The organism is Streptomyces sp. NPDC055966 (assembly GCF_042269865.1).
Classification (GTDB): Bacteria; Actinomycetota; Actinomycetes; order Streptomycetales; family Streptomycetaceae; genus Streptomyces.
Genome location: NZ_JBHJYK010000003.1, coordinates 84,377 through 103,350, shown reverse-complemented (window position 1 = coordinate 103,350; position 18,974 = coordinate 84,377). Strand labels below are relative to the sequence as shown.

At 71.1% G+C, this 18,974-nt stretch carries 16 protein-coding genes and 1 tRNA gene; 8 read left to right on the top strand and 9 right to left on the bottom strand.

Going from position 1 to position 18,974, the window contains the following annotated elements; translation table 11 throughout:
• Positions 1–289: 289 nt before the first annotated feature.
• Positions 290–1,666, top strand: coding sequence for an NAD(P)/FAD-dependent oxidoreductase (locus ACFC8N_RS07350; RefSeq protein ID WP_356027222.1), 1,377 nt, complete (start codon positions 290–292; stop codon positions 1,664–1,666).
• Positions 1,667–1,868: 202 nt separating this feature from the next.
• Positions 1,869–3,173, top strand: a complete 1,305-nt coding sequence (locus ACFC8N_RS07345) for a cyclopropane-fatty-acyl-phospholipid synthase family protein (protein ID WP_356027225.1) — start codon at positions 1,869–1,871, stop codon at positions 3,171–3,173.
• A 63-nt stretch (positions 3,174–3,236) separates the two neighbouring features.
• On the opposite strand, the gene ACFC8N_RS07340 is transcribed toward ACFC8N_RS07345, so the two are convergent.
• Together ACFC8N_RS07340 and ACFC8N_RS07335 are read right to left on the bottom strand one after the other, a co-directional pair.
• Positions 3,237–5,765, bottom strand: coding sequence for an ABC transporter permease (locus tag ACFC8N_RS07340; RefSeq protein WP_362821481.1), 2,529 nt, complete (start codon positions 5,763–5,765; stop codon positions 3,237–3,239).
• Entirely contained in the window at positions 5,765–6,535 is a 771-nt protein-coding gene (locus ACFC8N_RS07335) for an ABC transporter ATP-binding protein (protein ID WP_376287254.1), read from the bottom strand. Before ACFC8N_RS07335 ends, ACFC8N_RS07340 begins: the two co-directional genes overlap by 1 nt.
• A 429-nt stretch (positions 6,536–6,964) precedes the next feature.
• Between ACFC8N_RS07335 and ACFC8N_RS07330 the strand changes: the two genes are divergently transcribed.
• The 3 genes from ACFC8N_RS07330 (at position 6,965) to ACFC8N_RS07320 (ending at position 9,407) form a co-directional block, all read left to right on the top strand.
• Positions 6,965–7,051 (top strand) — tRNA-Leu (locus ACFC8N_RS07330).
• Between the two features lie 134 nt (positions 7,052–7,185).
• Positions 7,186–8,361, top strand: coding sequence for a 4-hydroxybenzoate 3-monooxygenase (locus tag ACFC8N_RS07325; protein ID WP_356027233.1), 1,176 nt, complete (start codon positions 7,186–7,188; stop codon positions 8,359–8,361).
• A 170-nt stretch (positions 8,362–8,531) separates the two neighbouring features.
• Positions 8,532–9,407, top strand: a complete 876-nt coding sequence (locus tag ACFC8N_RS07320; RefSeq protein ID WP_356027235.1) for a Bax inhibitor-1/YccA family protein — start codon at positions 8,532–8,534, stop codon at positions 9,405–9,407.
• A 56-nt stretch (positions 9,408–9,463) separates the two neighbouring features.
• Here ACFC8N_RS07320 and ACFC8N_RS07315 read toward each other — a convergent pair whose 3' ends face one another.
• Positions 9,464–9,694 carry a DUF4287 domain-containing protein gene (locus ACFC8N_RS07315; protein WP_067045839.1) on the bottom strand — a complete coding sequence of 77 codons (231 nt, stop codon included), beginning with the start codon at positions 9,692–9,694 and terminating at the stop codon, positions 9,464–9,466.
• Between the two features lie 99 nt (positions 9,695–9,793).
• Here ACFC8N_RS07315 and ACFC8N_RS07310 point away from each other — a divergent pair, with 99 nt between their 5' ends.
• Positions 9,794–10,105 carry a hypothetical protein gene (locus ACFC8N_RS07310; protein WP_079172946.1) on the top strand — a complete coding sequence of 104 codons (312 nt, stop codon included), beginning with the start codon at positions 9,794–9,796 and terminating at the stop codon, positions 10,103–10,105.
• Positions 10,106–10,125: 20 nt separating this feature from the next.
• On the opposite strand, the gene ACFC8N_RS07305 is transcribed toward ACFC8N_RS07310, so the two are convergent.
• The 3 genes from ACFC8N_RS07305 to ACFC8N_RS07295 form a co-directional block, all read right to left on the bottom strand.
• Positions 10,126–10,908, bottom strand: a complete 783-nt coding sequence (locus ACFC8N_RS07305; RefSeq protein ID WP_356027239.1) for a hypothetical protein — start codon at positions 10,906–10,908, stop codon at positions 10,126–10,128.
• 283 nt (positions 10,909–11,191) lie between these two features.
• On the bottom strand, positions 11,192–12,409 hold the full coding sequence (locus ACFC8N_RS07300; protein WP_376287248.1) for an acetyl-CoA C-acetyltransferase: 1,218 nt from the start codon (positions 12,407–12,409) through the stop codon (positions 11,192–11,194).
• A gap of 163 nt (positions 12,410–12,572) precedes the next feature.
• On the bottom strand, positions 12,573–13,592 hold the full coding sequence (locus tag ACFC8N_RS07295) for an SGNH/GDSL hydrolase family protein (protein WP_362821482.1): 1,020 nt from the start codon (positions 13,590–13,592) through the stop codon (positions 12,573–12,575).
• A 164-nt stretch (positions 13,593–13,756) separates the two neighbouring features.
• Here ACFC8N_RS07295 and ACFC8N_RS07290 point away from each other — a divergent pair, with 164 nt between their 5' ends.
• Positions 13,757–15,148 (top strand): cystathionine beta-synthase, encoded by a 1,392-nt coding sequence (locus tag ACFC8N_RS07290; RefSeq protein ID WP_356027247.1) that lies wholly within the window; start codon positions 13,757–13,759, stop codon positions 15,146–15,148.
• 370 nt (positions 15,149–15,518) lie between these two features.
• Here ACFC8N_RS07290 and ACFC8N_RS07285 read toward each other — a convergent pair whose 3' ends face one another.
• Positions 15,519–16,367: a helix-turn-helix transcriptional regulator gene (locus ACFC8N_RS07285; RefSeq protein WP_362821483.1), complete on the bottom strand. Its 849-nt coding sequence runs from the start codon at positions 16,365–16,367 to the stop codon at positions 15,519–15,521.
• A gap of 147 nt (positions 16,368–16,514) precedes the next feature.
• Between ACFC8N_RS07285 and ACFC8N_RS07280 the strand changes: the two genes are divergently transcribed.
• Positions 16,515–17,276 (top strand): SDR family oxidoreductase, encoded by a 762-nt coding sequence (locus ACFC8N_RS07280; protein WP_362821484.1) that lies wholly within the window; start codon positions 16,515–16,517, stop codon positions 17,274–17,276.
• Between the two features lie 18 nt (positions 17,277–17,294).
• Here the strand turns inward: ACFC8N_RS07280 and ACFC8N_RS07275 are convergent, their stop codons facing one another.
• The gene (locus tag ACFC8N_RS07275; protein WP_376287244.1) at positions 17,295–17,726 is read right to left on the bottom strand and encodes a hypothetical protein; all 432 of its coding nucleotides are present in this window, start codon (positions 17,724–17,726) and stop codon (positions 17,295–17,297) included.
• A gap of 308 nt (positions 17,727–18,034) precedes the next feature.
• Positions 18,035–18,967 carry an ABC transporter substrate-binding protein gene (locus tag ACFC8N_RS07270; RefSeq protein WP_376287241.1) on the bottom strand — a complete coding sequence of 311 codons (933 nt, stop codon included), beginning with the start codon at positions 18,965–18,967 and terminating at the stop codon, positions 18,035–18,037.
• Between the last annotated feature and the right edge of the window lie 7 nt (positions 18,968–18,974).

Here is an 18,974-nt window from a genome sequence, read left to right as displayed (position 1 = left end):
GTCCTGTTGGGCCTTTCGGGGGCCGAAGAGCCCTTTGAACGTGTTCAGATGGGGGTCGTACGACACCTTCGGATCGCGTGCCGAGGGGGGTGTTCCGACCGGCTCGCACCCCCGGTCGTGACCCGGAGGGGCAGCTCACGCGGCCTTGACAACGGACATCGGGCTGCCGCGGTTCCCCTCGCCCGTCATGACCTGTGTCACGCGAGCCGCGGAGTGTAGCACGGGCACTGTAGAAGCTTGTGAAGGGGCGCACGAGCACCCCCCGGGGAGCGGGTGGATACTCGATGCCATGAGCACCACGGAGCGTCCCAGGATCCTCGTAGTAGGCGGTGGGTACGTAGGCCTGTACGCAGCTCGGCGCATTCTCAAGAAGATGCGCTTCGGAGAGGCGACCGTCACGGTCGTCGACCCCCGGTCGTACATGACCTACCAGCCCTTCCTCCCCGAAGCCGCCGCCGGCAACATCTCCCCTCGCCACGTCGTCGTCCCGCTGCGACGCGTGCTGCCGAAGGCGGAGGTCCTCACCGGCCGGGTCACCACCATCGACCAGGACCGCAAGGTCGCCACGATCGCCCCGCTGGTGGGCGAGGCGTACGAGCTGCCCTTCGACTACCTCGTCATCGCGATGGGCGCGGTCTCCCGCACCTTCCCGATCCCCGGCCTCGCCGAGCAGGGCATCGGCATGAAGGGCATCGAGGAGTCCATCGGTCTGCGCAACCACGTGCTGGAGCAGCTGGACAAGGCCGACTCCACGACCGACGAGGAGATCCGCCGCAAGGCGCTCACCTTCGTCTTCATCGGCGGTGGCTTCGCGGGTGCGGAGACCATCGGCGAGGTCGAGGACATGGCCCGGGACGCGGCCAAGTACTACAAGAACGTCTCCCGTGAGGACATGCGGTTCGTCCTCGTCGACGCCGCCGACAAGATCCTTCCCGAGGTCGGCCCGAAGCTCGGCCAGTACGGCAAGGAGCACCTGGAGAGCCGGGGCGTGGAGATCTACCTCTCCACCTCCATGGACTCCTGCGTCGACGGCCACGTCGTGCTGAAGAACGGCCTTGAGGTCGACTCCAACACGATCGTCTGGACCGCCGGCGTCAAGCCGAACCCGGCCCTGTCCCGCTTCGGTCTGCCCCTCGGCCCGCGCGGCCACGTGGACTGCGAGCCGACCCTCCAGGTCAAGGGCACGGACTACATCTGGGCCGCCGGCGACAACGCGCAGGTCCCGGACCTCGTCGGCCGCAAGGCGGGCAACGAGAACGCCTGGTGCCCGCCGAACGCCCAGCACGCGCTGCGCCAGGCGAAGGTCCTCGGCGACAACGTGGTCTCCGGTATGCGGGGCTTCCCGCAGAAGGAGTACGAGCACGCCAACAAGGGTGCGGTCGCCGGTCTCGGCCTGCACAAGGGCGTGGCGATGATCGTCATGGGCAAGATGAAGATCAAGCTCAAGGGCCGCCTCGCCTGGTACATGCACCGTGGCTACCACGGCATGGCGATGCCGACCTTCAACCGCAAGATCCGCGTCTTCGCCGACTGGACCCTCGGCATGTTCCTCAAGCGCGAGGTCGTCTCCCTCGGCGCGATGGAGAACCCGCGCGAGGAGTTCTACGAGGCGGCCAAGCCGGCTCCGGTCGCCGCCAAGACCGAGGAGAAGGCCAAGGCCTCCTGACCTCGCGTCACCTGAGCACAACCCGAAGGGCCTCCCGCCATCCGTGGTGCGGGAGGTCCTTCGGCATTCCCGGGACCCGGAAACTACGTGGCCGCTACAGCGGTTTTGCCCAGTCGTAACTCCTTTGCGGGACTGCACCGAGGCCGTCGTGGTGTTTACGTGGTAACCGGCATCCGGGATCGTCGTCTTGGAGGTGTGCGCCATGGCCGACGCCGCGTCGCGGCTGAGTCGTCTTGCCGAGCAGATGCTGGGAGTTCCGCTCCCGGTACGGATCCGGGCCTGGGACGGATCGCAGGCCGGGCCGCCGGGCGCGCCGGCGCTGGTCGTGCGCAACCGCCGAGCCCTGCGCCGCATCCTGTTCAAACCGGGCGAACTGGGCCTCGCCCGCGCCTGGGTCGCCGGCGACCTGGACGTCGAGGGCGACCTGTACACCGCGCTGGACGCGATGGCGTCCCTGGTGTGGGAGCGCGGCGAGGACGACCGCACCCTCCGCCAGGCCCTGCGCGACCCCGGCGTACGCGCCGCCGCCCTCGACCTGCTCAGGCTGGCCGGGCCCCCGCTGCCGCCCGCCCCGCCGCGCGAGGAGGTCCGCCGGCCCCGCCTCCATCTGCACACGCGGCGCACCGACAGGCAGGCCATCAGCCACCACTACGACGTCGGCAACGACTTCTACGAGCTGGTCCTCGGCCCCTCGATGGTCTACTCCTGCGCATACTGGGGGACCGCCGAGGATGCGGAGACCCTGGAGTCCGCCCAGCGCGACAAGCTCGAACTCGTCTGCGCCAAGCTCGGCCTGAAGGAGGGTCAGCGACTGCTGGACGTCGGCTGCGGCTGGGGCTCGATGGCGATCCACGCGGCCCGCGAGCACGGCGTGAGCGTCGTCGGGATCACCCTCTCCCAGGAGCAGGCCGCCTACGCCCGCAAGCGGGTCGCCGACGAGGGGCTGGCCGACCTGGTGGAGATCCGCGTCCAGGACTACCGGGACGTCGTGGACGGCCCCTTCGACGCCGTCTCCTCCATCGGCATGGCCGAACACGTCGGCGCCGAACGCTATCTGGAGTACGCGAGCCAGCTGTACGCCCTGCTCAAGCCCGGCGGCCGGCTGCTCAACCACCAGATCGCCCGCCGCCCGCAGCGCGACGAGACGGCGTACGAGGTGGACGACTTCATCGACGCCTACGTCTTCCCCGACGGCGAACTCGCCCCCATCGGCACCACCGTCACCCAGCTGGAACGCGCCGGGTTCGAGGTGCGGGACGTGGAGGCGATCCGCGAGCACTACGCCCGCACCCTGCGCCGGTGGGTCGGCAACCTGGAGGCGGACTGGGACCGCGCGGTCCGGCTCACCAGCCCCGGCCGCGCCCGCGTCTGGCGCCTGTACATGGCCGCCTGCGCGCTCTCCTTCGAGCGCAACCGCATCGGCGTCAACCAGGTCCTGGCCGTGCGCACCCCGGAGTCGGGCGCCTCGGGGCTGCCGCCGCGCACCCGCACCTGGAACACCGCCTGAGGGTCCGTGACGGGAAGGGGGCCCCGCTGCCGCGGGGCCCCCTTCCCGTTCGCTGCCCTGCGGCTACTCGGCCTTGATCGCCGTCAGCATGTTCAGCCTGGCCGCGCGCCGGGCCGGCCACAGGGCGGCCAGGACGCCGACCGCGCCGGCCAGCAGCAGGAAGAGCGCCATCCGGCCCCAGGGCAGGACCAGTTCGTACGTCGGCATCTTGGTGCCGAGCAACTGGCCGGCCGCCCAGCCGAAGAAGACGCCCAGGCCGATGCCGAGCACGCCGCCGAACAGGGAGATCACCAGGGACTCCAGGCGGACCATCCGCTTGACCGCCCTGCGGTCCAGGCCGATCGCGCGGAGCATGCCGATCTCCTGGGAGCGCTCGAAGACGGACATGGCCAGGGTGTTGATGACACCGAGGACCGCGACGATCACCGCCATGCCGAGCAGGCCGTAGAGCATGTTCAGCATCGTCGTGAACATCTGGGCGATCTGGTTGGAGATGTCCTTCTTGTCCTGGATCTTGATCGCCGGGTTGGTGCCCAGGTCCTTGGCCAGCCGGTCCTTCGTCGCCTCGGAGGCGCCGTCCGCCGTCTTGACCATGACCTGCATGTCGGCCGGGTTCTTCAGGTGCGGGGTGAGGACCTTGTTGTCGAGCATGATCCCGTTGATCATGTCGTTGCCCTCGTAGACACCGGCGACGGTCAGCTGCCGGGCCTTGCCGTCCTCGAAGTGCGCGGTGAAGTGCGAACCGGGCGTCCAGCCGTACTCCTTGGCCCGGTCCTTGTCCACGACGACCTGCGAGCCGCCGACCTTGAACGCGCCGTCGTCGACCTTCAGGTCCGTCAGCTTCGCGATGGACGCGCCGTCGACGCCCGTCAGGAACTCCGTTTTGCCGTCGATGCGGGAGGCGGCGTTGCGCAGCGGGCTGCTGGCGGTGACGCCGTCGGCCGCGGCGAGCTTCGTCGCCACCTCCGGGGAGAGCGGGGAGCGGTTGGCCATCGAGACGACGTAGTCCGCGCGGATCGCCGAGGAGGCCATCTTGTCGATGGCGGTCTGCAGACTGCCCGCCATCACCGTCATGCCGGTGATCAGGGTCAGACCGATCATCAGCGCGGAGGCCGTGGCCGCCGTACGGCGCGGGTTGCGCACCGAGTTCTGCCGGGCCAGCTTGCCCGAGACGCCGAAGACGCGCAGCACCGGGGCGGCGGCCGCGATCAGCGGGCGGGACAGCAGCGGGGTCAGGATGAACACGCCGATGATGAGCAGGACCGCGCCGATGCCCATCGGGCCCTGGGCGGAGTCGGCGTTCATCGACGTGGCCGCGAGGACCACGGCGACGCCCGCCCCGGAGAACAGCGCGCCGAACGTGTTGCGCAGCACCAGCGACTTGGTGGTGGCCTTGGCGTGCACGCTGCTCATCGCCGCCACCGGCGGGATCTTCGCGGCCCGGCGGCCGGGCAGCCAGGCGGCCAGCATGGTGACGAGGACGCCGACCGCGAGCGCGGAGACCACGGTGCCGGAACTGATCACCAGCGGCCCGTCGGGCACGCTCGCGCCGAAGGAGCCGAGCAGCGAGCGCAGGCCCGCGCCGATGCCGATACCGGCGGCCAGACCGGCCACACCGGCGACCGCGCCGACCGCGAACGCCTCGATCAGCACCGAGCGGGTGACCTGGCGGCGGGAGGCGCCGACCGCGCGCATCAGGGCCAGTTCCCGGGTGCGCTGGGCGACCAGCATGGTGAAGGTGTTGGCGATGATGAACGTGCCGACGAACAGCGCGATGCCGGCGAACACCAGCAGGGCCTGCTTCAGCCCGCTCATCGAGTTCGCGATCGTCTTCGCCTGGTCGTCGGCGAGCTGCTTGCCGGTGGTGGTCTCCACCAGGTGCTTCGGCAGCGCCGAGTCCAGCGCGGACTTCAGCGCGGTCTGGCTGGTGCCGGCCGCGGCCTTGACGTCGATCTCGTCGTAGCCGCCCTTCTTGCCGAAGAGCTGCTGCGCGGTCGGCGTGTCGAACAGGGCGAGGCTGCCGCCCGCGGCGACGTTGCCGTCGTCGGTGGTGAAGATGCCCGCGACGGTCGGGGTGAGGACCGGGCCGTCGACGGAGAGCCGCACGGTGTCGCCGACCTTGTAGCCGGCCCGCTTCGCGGTCTCGGAGTCGAGCAGCACCTCGCCCTTGCCGCGCGGGGCGTGGCCGCTGACCAGCGGGTACCGGGCGTCCTTGGTGCCCCAGTAGTTGCCGCCGGCGGACTGCCAGTCGCCGCCGAGCAGTTTGCCGTCCTTGCCGGCGACGGCGGTGAAGCCGCTGACGACGCCGGTCGCGGAGGCGGCGCCGGGGACCTTCGCGGCCTTGTCCAGCACGGCCTGGGTCAGGTCCGGCGTCCTGCCGACCCTGTCGCCCTCGGAGTCCTGGTACGTGGCCCGGACGGCGACGTCGACCTGGTCGAAGCCCTTGGCGGAGCTCTTCTGGTAGGCGTCGGAGATGGTGTTGGTGAAGACGAGCGTCCCGGAGACGAAGGCCACGCCGAGCATGACGGCGAGGACCGTCATCAGGAGCCGGGCCTTGTGCGCGAGGACGTTGCGCAGGGCGGTGCGGAACATCAGCTGGTACGGCCCTTCGCGTCGAACTGCTTCATGAGGTCGAGGACGGCGTCGGCGGTCGGGCCGTGGATCTCGTCCACGATCCGCCCGTCCGCGAGGAAGACGACGCGGTCCGCGTAGGCGGCGGCGACCGGGTCGTGGGTCACCATGACGACGGTCTGGCCCAGCTCGCGCACCGAGTTGCGCAGGAAGCCGAGCACCTCGGCACCGGAGCGCGAGTCGAGGTTTCCGGTCGGCTCGTCGCCGAAGATGATGTCGGGCCGGGAGGCGAGGGCGCGGGCGACCGCCACGCGCTGCTGCTGGCCGCCGGAGAGCTGGGAGGGCCGGTGGCTGAGCCGCCCGGACAGGCCCACCATCTCGATCACCCGCTCCAGCCAGGCCTTGTCGGGCTTGCGGCCCGCGATGTCCATCGGGAGGGTGATGTTCTCCAGCGCGGTCAGCGTCGGCAGCAGGTTGAAGGCCTGGAAGATGAAGCCGATCTTGTCCCGGCGGAGCCTGGTGAGCTGCTTGTCCTTCAGGGAGCCCAGTTCGGTCTCGCCGATGCGCACGGAACCGGAGGAGAAGGTGTCCAGGCCCGCCACGCAGTGCATCAGCGTGGACTTGCCGGAGCCGGAGGGGCCCATGATCGCGGTGAACTCGGCCTGCCGGAACTCGACGGAGACCCGGTCCAGGGCGACCACCCGGGTCTCACCCTGCCCGTAGATCTTCGACAGCTCCGTGGCACGTGCGGCCACGCCGGTGGTCCGGCCTGCGGTGGGTGTGGTGGTCACGGGGAGGTGCTCCTGTCGGGGGGTGACGTGTGTTCCTGAGGACCGCTCCATCGTCTCGGCGCGAACGGCGCGCCGCGTCAGTCGCTGTTCCGGTTCCCGAGGGCGACTCGGGGCGGACAAGAGGCGGCCGTGTCATACCTGGGGAGGACGGCGGACCCTGAGGAACCACATCGAAGGAGGCACGCTCGCGCGGTGGTCGCGGCAATGTCGAGAACAGGTGGAACGCCCTCGTTCGAACGGTGAAATTCCGTCATTTCACGTACACGCGTGCCCCCCTCACGTCACGCTGTCTGGCAAGTGCGGATGGCGCGTTCCATGGGCTGATGCACCCTCAGACGTCAATAAAATAAGACAACATCGGTCCGCCCTTCCGCTGTTCGGGGGATGGGCCCCGATAGGCTCGGATCCTCGACGCGGAGCCCACGGCCTGCCCGGATGGTGGAATGCAGACACGGCGAGCTTAAACCTCGCTGCCCCTTCGCGGGCGTGCCGGTTCAAGTCCGGCTCCGGGCACCACCGCGCCGCTCTCCGCCTTCACCGTTCAGCCATTGACATCACCCACACCCCGGCGGAGACTCATGCCCGCCCATTGGTGAAGAAAATTTCACCAGGCGAACAAGGGCTCGTCGCTGTGGGAAGGGGCAGGATCCATGCGCACCACCGTCGGGATCATCGGAGCGGGGCCGGCCGGGCTGCTGCTCGCGCGACTGCTGCACCGCGCGGGCATCGACGCGGTCGTCCTGGAGAGCCGCGACCGGGCCTACGTCGAACAGCGCCAGCGCGCCGGGATCCTGGAGCAGGGAACCGTGGACGTGCTGCGCGCGGCGGGCGCCGGGGAGCGGATGGACCGCGAGGGCCTGCGGCACGACGGCATCGAGCTGCGCTTCGACCGCACCCGCCACCGCGTCGACTTCCCCGCCCGCACCGGCGGACGGTCGGTGATGGTCTACGCCCAGACCGAGGTCTGCAAGGACCTCATCGCCCTCCAACTGGCGGAGGGCGGACCGCTGCTGTTCGGGGCGGAGGCGCTCGCCGTCGAGGGGGCCGCCGGCGACCGCCCGCGGGTGCGGTTCCGGCACGAGGGGCGCGAGGACGTGCTGGAGTGCGACTACGTCGTCGGCTGCGACGGCTTCCGGGGCGTGGCGCGGGCCGCCGTACCGGCCGCGGTCGCCCGTGTGTCCGAGCGGACGTACCCCTACGCCTGGCTCGGCATCCTCGCCGACGTCCCGCCCTCGCACGACGAACTCGTCTACGCCCGCCACGACCGCGGCTTCGCCCTGCTGTCGATGAGGTCCTCGTCCGTCTCCCGCCTCTACCTCCAGGTGCCGGAGGGCACGCGGGCGCAGGAGTGGACCGACGACGAGATCTGGTCGGAACTCGACCGGCGGCTGGAGACGGACGACGACTGGCGGCTGGAACGGGGTCCGATCACCCAGAAGTCGGTCACGCCCATGCGTTCCTTCGTCCACGAACCCATGCGCCACGGCCGCCTCTTCCTCGCCGGTGACGCCGCTCACATCGTCCCGCCGACCGGCGCCAAGGGGCTGAACCTCGCCGTCGGCGACGTCGTCACCTTCGCCCGGGCGCTCGTCCACGAGCGGGAGACCGGCTCCCCGGACCTCCTCGACGCCTACTCGGCGACCTGTCTGCGCCGGGTGTGGCAGGCCGAGCGCTTCTCCTACGACATGACGACCCTGCTCCATCCGGCCCCGGACACCACGCCCTTCGACGCCGGGCTCCAGCGGGCGCGGCTGGAGCGGATCGCCTCCTCGCGCGCGGCGGAGACCGACCTGGCCGAGGCGTACACGGGGTTTCCTCTCGGTTAGGTCCCAGGTTCGTCATGGAACGCGATCATCCGTGGCCGGGAATCGCCCGCACGCGTAGCGTGTTGCGCAGCACGGCAGGGGAAAGATCCTCCTCAAGTATCATGGTCGGTCCTTTGCCAATCCATTACGCTTTGAGCCAAGGCTGCGCACGGCAGCCATGGAGGAGTGAGATGAGGAGCAGTAACCCGGTCTTCTCGCGACGGGGGTTCAGCCGCGACAACGGCTACGCCGGCTTCAACACCGCACCGCAGGCCGGGTACGCACAGGGCAACCCGTATGCGCAGAACCCCTACGCGCAGAACCCGTATGCCCAGAACCCGTACGCCCAGCAAGGCCTTCAGCAGGGCGCGCCCCCGCAGGCCCCGGTCACCACCGACCGGATGACCATGGACGACGTCGTCGTCCGCTCGGCCATGACGCTCGGCACGGTCGCCCTCGGCGCCGTCCTCGCCTGGGCGCTGCTGCCGGTGTCGACGACGAGCTACGGCCTGGCCGTCGGCTCCGCGCTGGTGGCGTTCGTCCTGGCGATGATCCAGAGCTTCAAGCGCACCCCGTCCCCCGCCCTGATCCTGGGGTACGCCGCGTTCGAGGGCGTCTTCCTCGGCGTCATCAGCGAGATGTACAACAGCCGCTGGAGCGGCGCCCCGTTCCAGGCGGTGCTCGGCACGATGGCGGTCGCCGGCGCCACCCTGCTGGTCTACAAGGCGGGCTGGATCCGCGTCACCGCGCGCTACGCCCGGATGGGCCTCGCCATCGCGATGGCGTTCATGGCCGTCATGGCGGTCAACCTGCTGCTGGTCGTGTTCGGCGTCGCCGAGAACGGCGGCCTGCGCAGCTTCGGCCCGCTCGGCGCGCTCGTCGGCATCTTCGCCATCCTGCTCGGCGCGTTCTTCCTGACGCTGGACTTCAAGCAGATCGAGGACGGCATCGCCTACGGCGCCCCGCGCAACGAGTCCTGGCTCGCCGCGTTCGGTCTCACCATGACCCTGGTGTGGATCTACGTCGAGATGCTGCGGCTGGTGGCGATCTTCACCAGCAACGACTAGCGGCCGAAGTCGACTGAAAAGGCCCCGGGCTGTCACGGCCCGGGGCCTTCTCGCGTCTAGAGCAGCTTGCGGGCCGCCCTCCTCAAGTCGTACTCGTGCACGATCGCCTTCGCGTGGCCGTACGCGAGGTCGTACTCGTGCCTGAGCCAGCTGACCTTCTCCTCGAAGCGGACCAGGGCGGGGCCTTCTTCTACGGTGCGCAGCCAGTCGGAGACTTCACGACCGGTGCAGTGGGGAATGCGGGCGAGCAGATTGCGGTGGGTCTCCTCGGAGAAGAGCTGGGACATCGGCGCCTCCGAACGCAAAGGGGATGTAAGCCGGTCCTTCACGTCACCGTGCCTGAGCGTTCGCGTGTTGGCAACAGTGCGGCGGGTTACGCTCGGCGCGTGGTTGATACGACGCCCCTGACCCAAGCAGTGGAGTTCTTCGCCGACCGGTTGCGGGCCGCCCCGCAGAGCCGGCTGCAACGAGGCGCGGCCGCAGAGGCGCTGGCGCTGGCCCGGCAGTTGGCCCGGTGGGCGCAGCGTGTCGAGGAACCGGGGAGCGAGCCCCGGGAGATGCCGGACGCCGGGATGTTCGCCGCCGCCGATCAGATCCTCGTGGCCGCACACGATGTGGGACTGGTGCTGCGGACCGAGGACGAGGTGGCCGAAGCGGTGCGGCTGGTCGAGGAGGCGCGGCAGAAGGCGGGGGTCTGAGGGCCCGCCGCGAAGGACCCTTACAGGGACGCGATGACCCGGTCCGCCAGGATGTACACCGTCTCCTCGCCGCAGGCGAAGGTCAGGGTGTAGGCGCCGGAGATGCCCGAACCGCCGAGGAGGTAGGGGGTGTCGCCCGACTGCACGGCCGCGGCCAGGCGTTCGGCGGTCTCCCGGTGGCCCGGGGTCATGCACAGGGTGGTGCCGTCGGCGAAGACGTAGACGTCGAGGGTGCCGAGCGGGCCCGGGCGGACGTCGGCCAGTTCGACACGGTCGGCGGCCAGCTGCTCCAGCGTGGTCACCGTGCGCTCGTGGTCGCCCACGACCGGGGACTGCACCGGGACGAAGTCGGGGTGCGAGGGGTGCCGGCGGCGGGCGGCGGCCAGCTCCGGGGAGTCTCCCGCGAACTCGTCGGGCTCGGCGGTCGGCTCGGACACCGGCTCCAGGCCGGCGAAGTCGCCCTGCCGGGGCAGGAACAGCTCGGTGTCGCTCAGCCCGAGCAGGGACGGCGCGTCGGAGGCGTCACGGGCTTCCTGGGCGGCCCAGAAGGCGCGCGCCTCGGCCAGCTCGCGCTCCCGCTCCTCGGCGAGCGCCTCGGTCACGGCGGCACGTATCTGCTCCGCGTCGGCCTGCGTGCGGGCGCTCGGCAGCAGGGCGCGCGTGGCGGCGGCCCGGTCCTCGGCGAGCTGCTGCTGCAGCGCCGTGAGCTGGCGGCGCAGCTGCAGGACAGTGCGCAGGACGGCGACGCCCACGGCGCCCGTGGCGACCGTGGTGAGCAGCAGGGCGATCGGCATGGCGCTCACTGACGTACTCCCGGTTCAAAGTCGACCCCCGACTTCCTACATCAGCTTGAAGGGCGGACTATCCAGCTGTCAGTGCGTAACGTCACGAAACGGACAGGACTTTGGCCTCGTGGGCTCCCCCCGTGCCGCGCTGACCTGCGTTGACCTGCACTGATATGACCGGCAGGCGAGATAGGTCACATCCTGGGTGAGATTGGATCACGAAAAGGCCCGGAACCGTGGCGTTTCCTCGGTTCCGGGCCGATTCATGACGGGACGTGCCCGTCCCGTTACGGTTGGTGGCTCAGCTGAGGCGCTCGATGACCATCGCCATGCCCTGGCCGCCGCCGACGCACATCGTCTCCAGGCCGAACTGCTTGTCGTGCCACTGGAGGGAGTTGATGAGCGTGCCGGTGATGCGTGCGCCGGTCATGCCGAAGGGGTGGCCGACGGCGATGGCGCCACCGTTGACGTTCAGCTTGTCGAGGTCGATGCCGAGGTCCCGGTAGGAGGGGATCACCTGGGCGGCGAAGGCCTCGTTGATCTCGACCAGGTCGATGTCGTCGATGGTCAGGCCGGCGCGGCGCAGCGCCTGCTTGCTGGCCTCGACCGGGCCGAGGCCCATGATCTCGGGGGACAGGCCGGAGACGCCGGTGGACACGATGCGGGCGAGCGGGGTCAGGCCCAGCTCGCGGGCCTTGGTGTCGGACATGATGACCACGGCCGCGGCGCCGTCGTTGAGCGGGCAGCAGTTGCCGGCCGTGACGAGCCCGTCGGGGCGGAAGACCGGCTTGAGCCCGGACACGCCCTCCAGGGTGACGCCGGCGCGCGGGCCGTCGTCCTTGCTGACGACCGTGCCGTCGGGCAGCGTCACCGGGGTGATCTCGCGCTCCCAGAAGCCGTTCTTGATGGCTTCCTCGGCGAGGTTCTGCGAGCGGACGCCGAACTCGTCCATCTCCTGGCGGGTGACGCCCTTGACGCGGGCCAGGTTCTCGGCGGTCTGGCCCATCGAGATGTACGCGTCGGGCAGCAGGCCGTCCTCGCGCGGGTCGTGCCAGGTGGAGCCGGTCGACTCGGCCACGGCGGCGGTACGGGCCTCGGCCTCGGCGAAGAGCGGGTTGTGTCCGCTCGGCATGTCCGAACTGCCGTTGACGTAGCGGGAGACCGTCTCGACACCGGCCGAGATGAAGACGTCGCCCTCGCCGGCCTTGATGGCGTGCAGGGCCATGCGGGAGGTCTGCAGGGAGGAGGAGCAGTAGCGGGTGATCGTGCAGCCCGGCAGGTGGTCCATGCCCATCTGCACGGCGACGATGCGGCCCAGGTTGTGGCCCTGCTCGCCGCCGGGGAGGCCGCAGCCGAGCATCAGGTCGTCGATGTCCCTCGGGTCCAGCTCGGGGACCTTGGCGAGGGCGGCCTGGATGATCGTGGCGGTCAGGTCGTCGGGGCGCAGATCCTTGAGGGAACCCTTGCCGGCGCGGCCGATGGGGGAGCGGGCGGTCGAGACGATGACGGCTTCGGGCATCACGGCTCCAGTGGACGGGAAGTTGGGCAGGGCCGCTTGGGAAGTTACCGCTCCGTATGGTCCAGGTCACGTGTGTGGTGGTGTGACTCTGACCGCAATTTACTAAGCGCTTGCTTGGGCATCTGGCGGCTCGGCCGAGAGAGGTGCGGGTGGGCAGGGGCGGTCATACCGACGGGGTCGCCGGTTCGGCTTCCGGGACGCGGCGGCGGCGCCGGCGCTTCAGCAGGGCCCAGGGGCCGCGGGGGCCCGTCGGCATCGCCGCGGTGACCTCCGTGCCCGCCTCCGAGGCGGCCTCGGCCGCGGCCCGGGCCACCGGCAGGAAGCCCTCGCGCCGCATCACGTCCGGGCGCTCCTCCTCCGCCGGCCACAGACCGAGCGCCGCGCACACCGTGGGCAGGACGGCCATCGCCGCCGTCGCGTAGCCCTCGGCCGAGGGGTGGTAGTTGTCCGGGCCGAACAGTTCCCGGGGGTTCGCCTCGAACTCCGGGCCCAGCAGGTCGCCCAGCGACACCGTGCGGCCCCCCTGCTCCACCGCGCCGATCGTCTGGGCCGCGGCCAGCTGCCGCGAGGCCCGCCGGGCCAGCCAGCGCAGCGGCTGCTGCACCGGCTCGATCGTGCCGAGGTCGGGACAGGTGCCGACCACCACCTCGGCCCCGGCCGTGCGCAGCCGCCGTACCGCCGACGACAGGTGCCGTACCGAACGGGTCGGCGGCATCCGGTGGGTGACGTCGTTCGCGCCCACCATGATCACGCAGATGTCGGGGACGGGCGAGGGGGCGCCGAGGGTCAGGGACACCTGCCGGTCCAGGTCGTCCGACTGGGCACCGGGCTGGGCGACGTTGCGGAGCTCCACCGGGCGTTCCGCCACCGCCGCGAGTCCCGAGGCCAGCAGCGCCCCCGGTGTCTGGCCCGCCCGGTGCACGCCCTGCCCGGCCGCCGTCGAGTCGCCGAGCATGGCCAGCCTGAGGGGCGGCTCGCCGGGGACGTCGTAGGTGTGGCCGTAGATCCCGTCGGCCACCGGCACCCGGCCGCCGCTGCCGTTGCCCACATGGCGCCGGGCCAGCCGTACCTCCGCCAGCAGCAGGCCGACGGCGGCCGCGCCGGCCAGGCCGACCCCGCCTCCGCCGTACGCCGCTCCGGCCGCGATGCGCCGGGCCACCCGGGCCCTCGACATGCTCGTCATGCGTCGCCGCCACCTCCCTCGTAGCCGTACACCCACTCCTTGCCCCGTACAGCCCGTGCGCCAATCTCAACGGGGAGTGAACGACCACCACGTCGCACGCCTGGGCCGTAGGCTGGCGGAACCACTACGACCACTGTTTTTGTGCACAGCAACCGGAGACAACGGTGCAATTCCACGACTCGATGATCAGCCTCGTCGGCAACACCCCGCTGGTGCGGCTCAACAACGTGACCAAGGGCATCCAGGCGACCGTCCTTGCCAAGGTCGAGTACTTCAACCCCGGCGGCTCCGTGAAGGACCGCATCGCCCTGCGCATGATCGAGGCCGCCGAGCAGAGCGGCGAGCTGAGGCCGGGCGGCACCATCGTGGAGCCGACCAGCGGCAACACGGGTGTGGGGCTCGCGATCGTCGCTCAGCAGAAGGGGTACAAGTGCATCTTCGTGTGCCCCGACAAGGTGAGCACCGACAAGATCAACGTGCTGCGCGCGTACGGCGCCGAGGTCGTGGTCTGCCCGACCGCCGTGGACCCCGAGCACCCCGACTCGTACTACAACGTCTCCGACCGGCTCGTCCGCGAGACCCCGGGCGCGTGGAAGCCGGACCAGTACTCCAACCCCAACAACCCGCTCTCCCACTATCACTCGACCGGCCCCGAGCTCTGGGAGCAGACCGAGGGGAAGATCACCCACTTCGTGGCGGGCGTGGGCACCGGCGGCACGATCTCCGGCACCGGCCGCTACCTGAAGGACGCCAGTGACGGCAAGGTCCAGGTCGTCGGCGCCGACCCGGAGGGCTCCGTCTACTCCGGCGGCTCCGGGCGGCCGTACCTGATCGAGGGCGTCGGCGAGGACTTCTGGCCGACCGCCTACGACCGCACCGTCGCCGACGAGATCGTCGCCGTGTCCGACAAGGACGCCTTCCAGATGACCCGCCGCCTGGCCAAGGAGGAGGGCCTGCTGGTGGGCGGCTCCTGCGGCATGGCCGTCGTCGCCGCCCTGCGCGTCGCCGAGCGGCTCGGCCCGGACGACGTCGTCGTCGTGCTGCTGCCGGACAGCGGGCGCGGATACCTCAGCAAGATCTTCAACGACGAGTGGATGGCCGACTACGGCTTCCTGGAGGACGAGGGCCCCAGCGCCCGTGTCGCCGACGTCCTGAACCACAAGGCGGGCGGCACCATCCCCTCCCTCGTGCACATGCACCCCGAGGAGACCGTCGGCCAGGCCATCGAGGTGCTGCGCGAGTACGGTGTCTCGCAGATGCCGGTCGTCAAGCCGGGCGCCGGCCACCCGGACGTGATGGCCGCCGAGGTCGTCGGCTCGGTCGTGGAACGGGAGCTGCTGGACGCCCTGTTCTCGCAGCGTGCCTCCCTGGAGGACCCGCTGGAGAAGCACATGTGCCCGCCGCTGCCGCAGGTCGGCTCCGGCGAGTCCGTGGGCGACCTGATGCAGGTGCTCGGCTCGGCGGACGCGGCGATCGTCCTCGTCGAGGGCAAGCCGACCGGCGTGGTCAGCCGCCAGGACCTGCTGGCCTTCCTCGCCCAGGGCGGCAAGCAGTAGCCGAACGCACGGTGAACCGCCGGTTTCCGTGCGGCACTTGCGGGTGGTCTGCCGGTCGGGCGGACTTCGCGGAAGTGGTACGAGCGTGTCACGTCCGCGCAGCACACGCTTAACACGGGTCCGGCACATTAGTGGGCGTCGGCAGGGGTGGGAGCGGCTCCCCGCCCAGGCCGACGCCGAACGGCGCCAAGGACCTCCGGAGCGGCTCCCGGACCTCCATGGACGCCACGGACGCGTGATGCCCGGCCCTGACCCGGCCCGCGTCCCTCGCGGGGACCGCCGTCGTCCCGCCCCCCGGAAACGGGGGTGCGGCGGTCCCCGCGAAAGCTTTCCGGACGGCCGTCGGCGCTCGCGGACGGCCGTCAGCCGTCTAGACGGTCGTCCAACTCGCCAGCAGGGCCAGGCGCTCCGCCGTCTCCGACCCCTTCTCCGGGGTGTACACCACGAGCGTCTGCTCCGGGTCCTGGCCGACCGTCAGCGTCTCGTACGGCAGGGTCAGCAGGCCCGCGACCGGGTGCCGGATCTTCTTCACGCCGTAGGCGCACTCCCTGACCTCGTGGTCCGCCCAGAGCCGGCGGAAGTCCTCGCTCCTCAGGGAGAGCTCGCCGACCAGAGCGCACAGCTCGGGGTCGTCGGCGTGCCGGCCGGCGGCGATCCGCAGGTTGGCCACCGTCGTGGCGGCCACCGCCGGCCACTCCGGGTACAGCTCACGGGCGGACGGGTTCAGGAAGACCTGCCGGGGCATGTTCCGCCCGGCCGGGGTGACGCGGCTGAAGCCGTTCACCGCGTCGCCGAGCGCGTTCCAGGCGAGCACGTCCATGCGGCGGCCCAGCACGAACGCCGGGCTGCGCTCCATGCTGTCGAGCAGGCTCTGCACGCCGGGGCGGACCTGCGGCGCGGGCCGGTGCCCGGGCCGTTCGCCCCGGTGCCGGCGCTGCGGGCGGGCCACCGTCCGCAGGTGGGCGTGCTCGGTCTCGTCCAGCCGCAGCACCCGCGCGACCGCGTCCAGCACCGCGTCACTGACGCTCGCCCCCCGGCCCTGCTCCAGGCGGATGTAGTAGTCGACGCTCACCCCCGCGAGCTGGGCCACCTCCTCGCGGCGCAGTCCCGGTACGCGGCGCCGCCCATGGCTGGGCAGCCCCACCTCCTCGGGCTGGATCCGTGCGCGCCGCGAGCGCAGGAAGCCGCCGATCTCGCCGTCCAGCCAGTCCCCGTCCATGGCCCGATCGTAAGGGAGCGGGCGGACGCGAACCTGGTACTGGCGTACCCAGGAAAAGCGCATCCCTGGGTACGGCCGCCGGGCCCGGCGAGGGTGGTGTCAGCCGCCGGGGAGCAGCCCCGGCGCCGATCCCCAGGGGGAACACCCATGTCGTACACGAACCTGTCCGGCCGCACCGCCGTCGTCACCGGAGCCGCCAGCGGCATCGGCGAGGCGCTCGCCGTCCAGCTCGCCGCCGAGGGCGCCCGGGTGGCGCTGCTCGCCCGGCGCGCCGAGCGGCTCCGGGCGCTGGTGGAGAAGATCCGGGCCGACGGGGGCGAGGCGCTCGCCGTGGCCGCCGACGTCACCGACGACGCGTCCGTGGACGCCGCCCGGGACCTGGTGCACGAGACGTTCGGGCCCGTCGACCTCGTCGTCAACAACGCCGGTGTCATGCTCCCGAACCCCGTCGCCGACGGCCGGATCGACGAGTGGCAGCGGATGCTCGACACCAACGTCGGCGGCGTCCTGCGCGTCATCCGCGCCTTCGGCGCCGACCTGGTGGCCGCCGCCGGCGAGGGCCGCACCGCCGACCTGGTCGACGTCTCCTCCGTCGGCGCCCACGTCCCGTACCCCAACTACGCGGTGTACGGCGCCACGAAGGCCGCGGTCACCTATCTCTCGCAGTCGCTGCGCAGCGAGTTCGGGCCGCGGGACGTGCGGGTGACGAACATCGAGCCGGGCCTGACGCAGACCGAGCTGGCGACGCACATCGACAGCACGGAGCTGTCCGGGCAGCTGGACGGCATGTTCGACGTGCTCGGCGGCCTGACGGCGGCGGAGGTCGCGGACGTCGTCGCCTACGCCACCAGCCGTCCCCGGCACGTCAACCTCCGCCAGATCATGGTCCTTCCGACGCGGCAGGTCTGATCCGCTCCCGGCGTCCGCTCAGTCGTCGTCGCGGGAGCGGTCGCGGTCGCGCCGGCCGGCGAGCAGTTCGGGGTTGGCCCGGACCGCCTGGGCGAAGTTGACGCCGACGATGCCGACCCAGGCGGCGATCGTCCCGGTCGTCCCCGCGATGCCGCCGCAGACGGCGGTCAGCGGAATCGCGAGGACCAGCGAGATGATCGCGAACCCGAAGCGCTCCACCCAGGTGTCGCCGTCCTTCGGCCGTCGCGCGCCGCGCGCGCTCGCCATCCGCTGCTCGGCCAGGTGCCGCTGCACCCGGCGGCCCACGATGTCGTCGATGCGCCGCTCGGCCTTCTCCAGGAAGGAGTCCAGCAGCGCGGCGTCGTAGTCCTCGCCCAGCTCGCGGCGTGCCCGCACGGTGGCGTCGAGATCCTTGCGCAGGTCCACGTCCCGCGGGTCAACAGTGGTCATGCCGTTCAGATTAGGCAGCGGCCGCCTTCGCCGCACTGGGGATATCCCCCCTGTCCCCGAGGCCTGGTCGAAGACCAGCTCGGGCGGCACCGGGGAGTCGGCGCAGCCGACGATCACCGCGAACGGCTGCTCCCCGGCGGCGGGCAGGTGCCGCCGGGAGCGGCCGGTGGCGTAGCGGGCGTTGCCGGCGAGGAGTTCGTCGAGCGCGGCGGCCGCCGTGGCCGGGAGCCCGGCCGGGCCGCCCGGGGGTATGGGGCGGGGCGCGGCCGGTGCCGGGGCGGCCGTCAGATCATTGCGACCGGGTCCGGCTACTTCACCAGTCCGTGCTGCCTGGCATAGGCGTCCGCGACGTCCTGGGGATCCTTCTTGTCCGTGTCCACCTGCCGGTTCAGCTCGGTGAGCTGGGCCGTGGTGAGCAGGTTGCCCAGCTTGGCGAGGGCCTTGCGGACGGTGTCGTCGGCCTTGCGGTCGGCGATGAGCGGGACGATGTGCTGGCTGGGGATCAGGTGCTCGGGGTCGGTGAGCACCACCCAGCCGTTGGCCTTGATGTCGGTGTCGGTGGTGAACAGGTTCGCCACGTCCACGTCGCCCTTCTTCAGCGCGCCCTTGACCAGCGGCCCGTCGGAGTCGAGCGACTTGAACTCCTTGAACTCCACGCCGTACACGTCCTTCAGGCCGACCGCGCCGACCTGGCGCTTCTTCACCTCGGGCGCGGCGCCGATGACCAGCCTGCCGTTCTGCTTCTTCAGGTCGGCGAGGGACGTCAGCCCGTACTTCTTCGCGGTCTCGCTGGTGACGACGAAGGCGTCGGAGTCCTCCGCCATGCCGTACGGCAGCACCTGGAGGCCGGCCGGGAGGGCCTGCGTGAGGGTGTTCTGCATCTCGCCCGACTCGGTGGCCGTGGCTTTCGGGGCGAGGTAGTTGAGGAGGGCGCCCTGGTACTCGGGCAGCAGGTCGATGTCGCCGCCCCTGAGGGCCGGGATGACGATCTCGCGGGTGCCGAGGTTGGGGCGGACGGTCGTCTTCACACCGGCTCCCTGGAGGGCGGCGGCGTACAGGTAGCCGAGCACCTGGTTCTCGGTGAAGTTGGCCGTGCCGATGGTGACTCCGCCCTTGCTGGAGCCACCGCCGCCGGCGGCGGAGCCCGAGCCGTTGAGGGAGGTGACGCCGCTCGCGCAGGCGGAGAGGGTGGGGACGGAGGCGACCGCGAACAGGCCGCCGAGGACGGTACGTCGATTCATGTCAGGG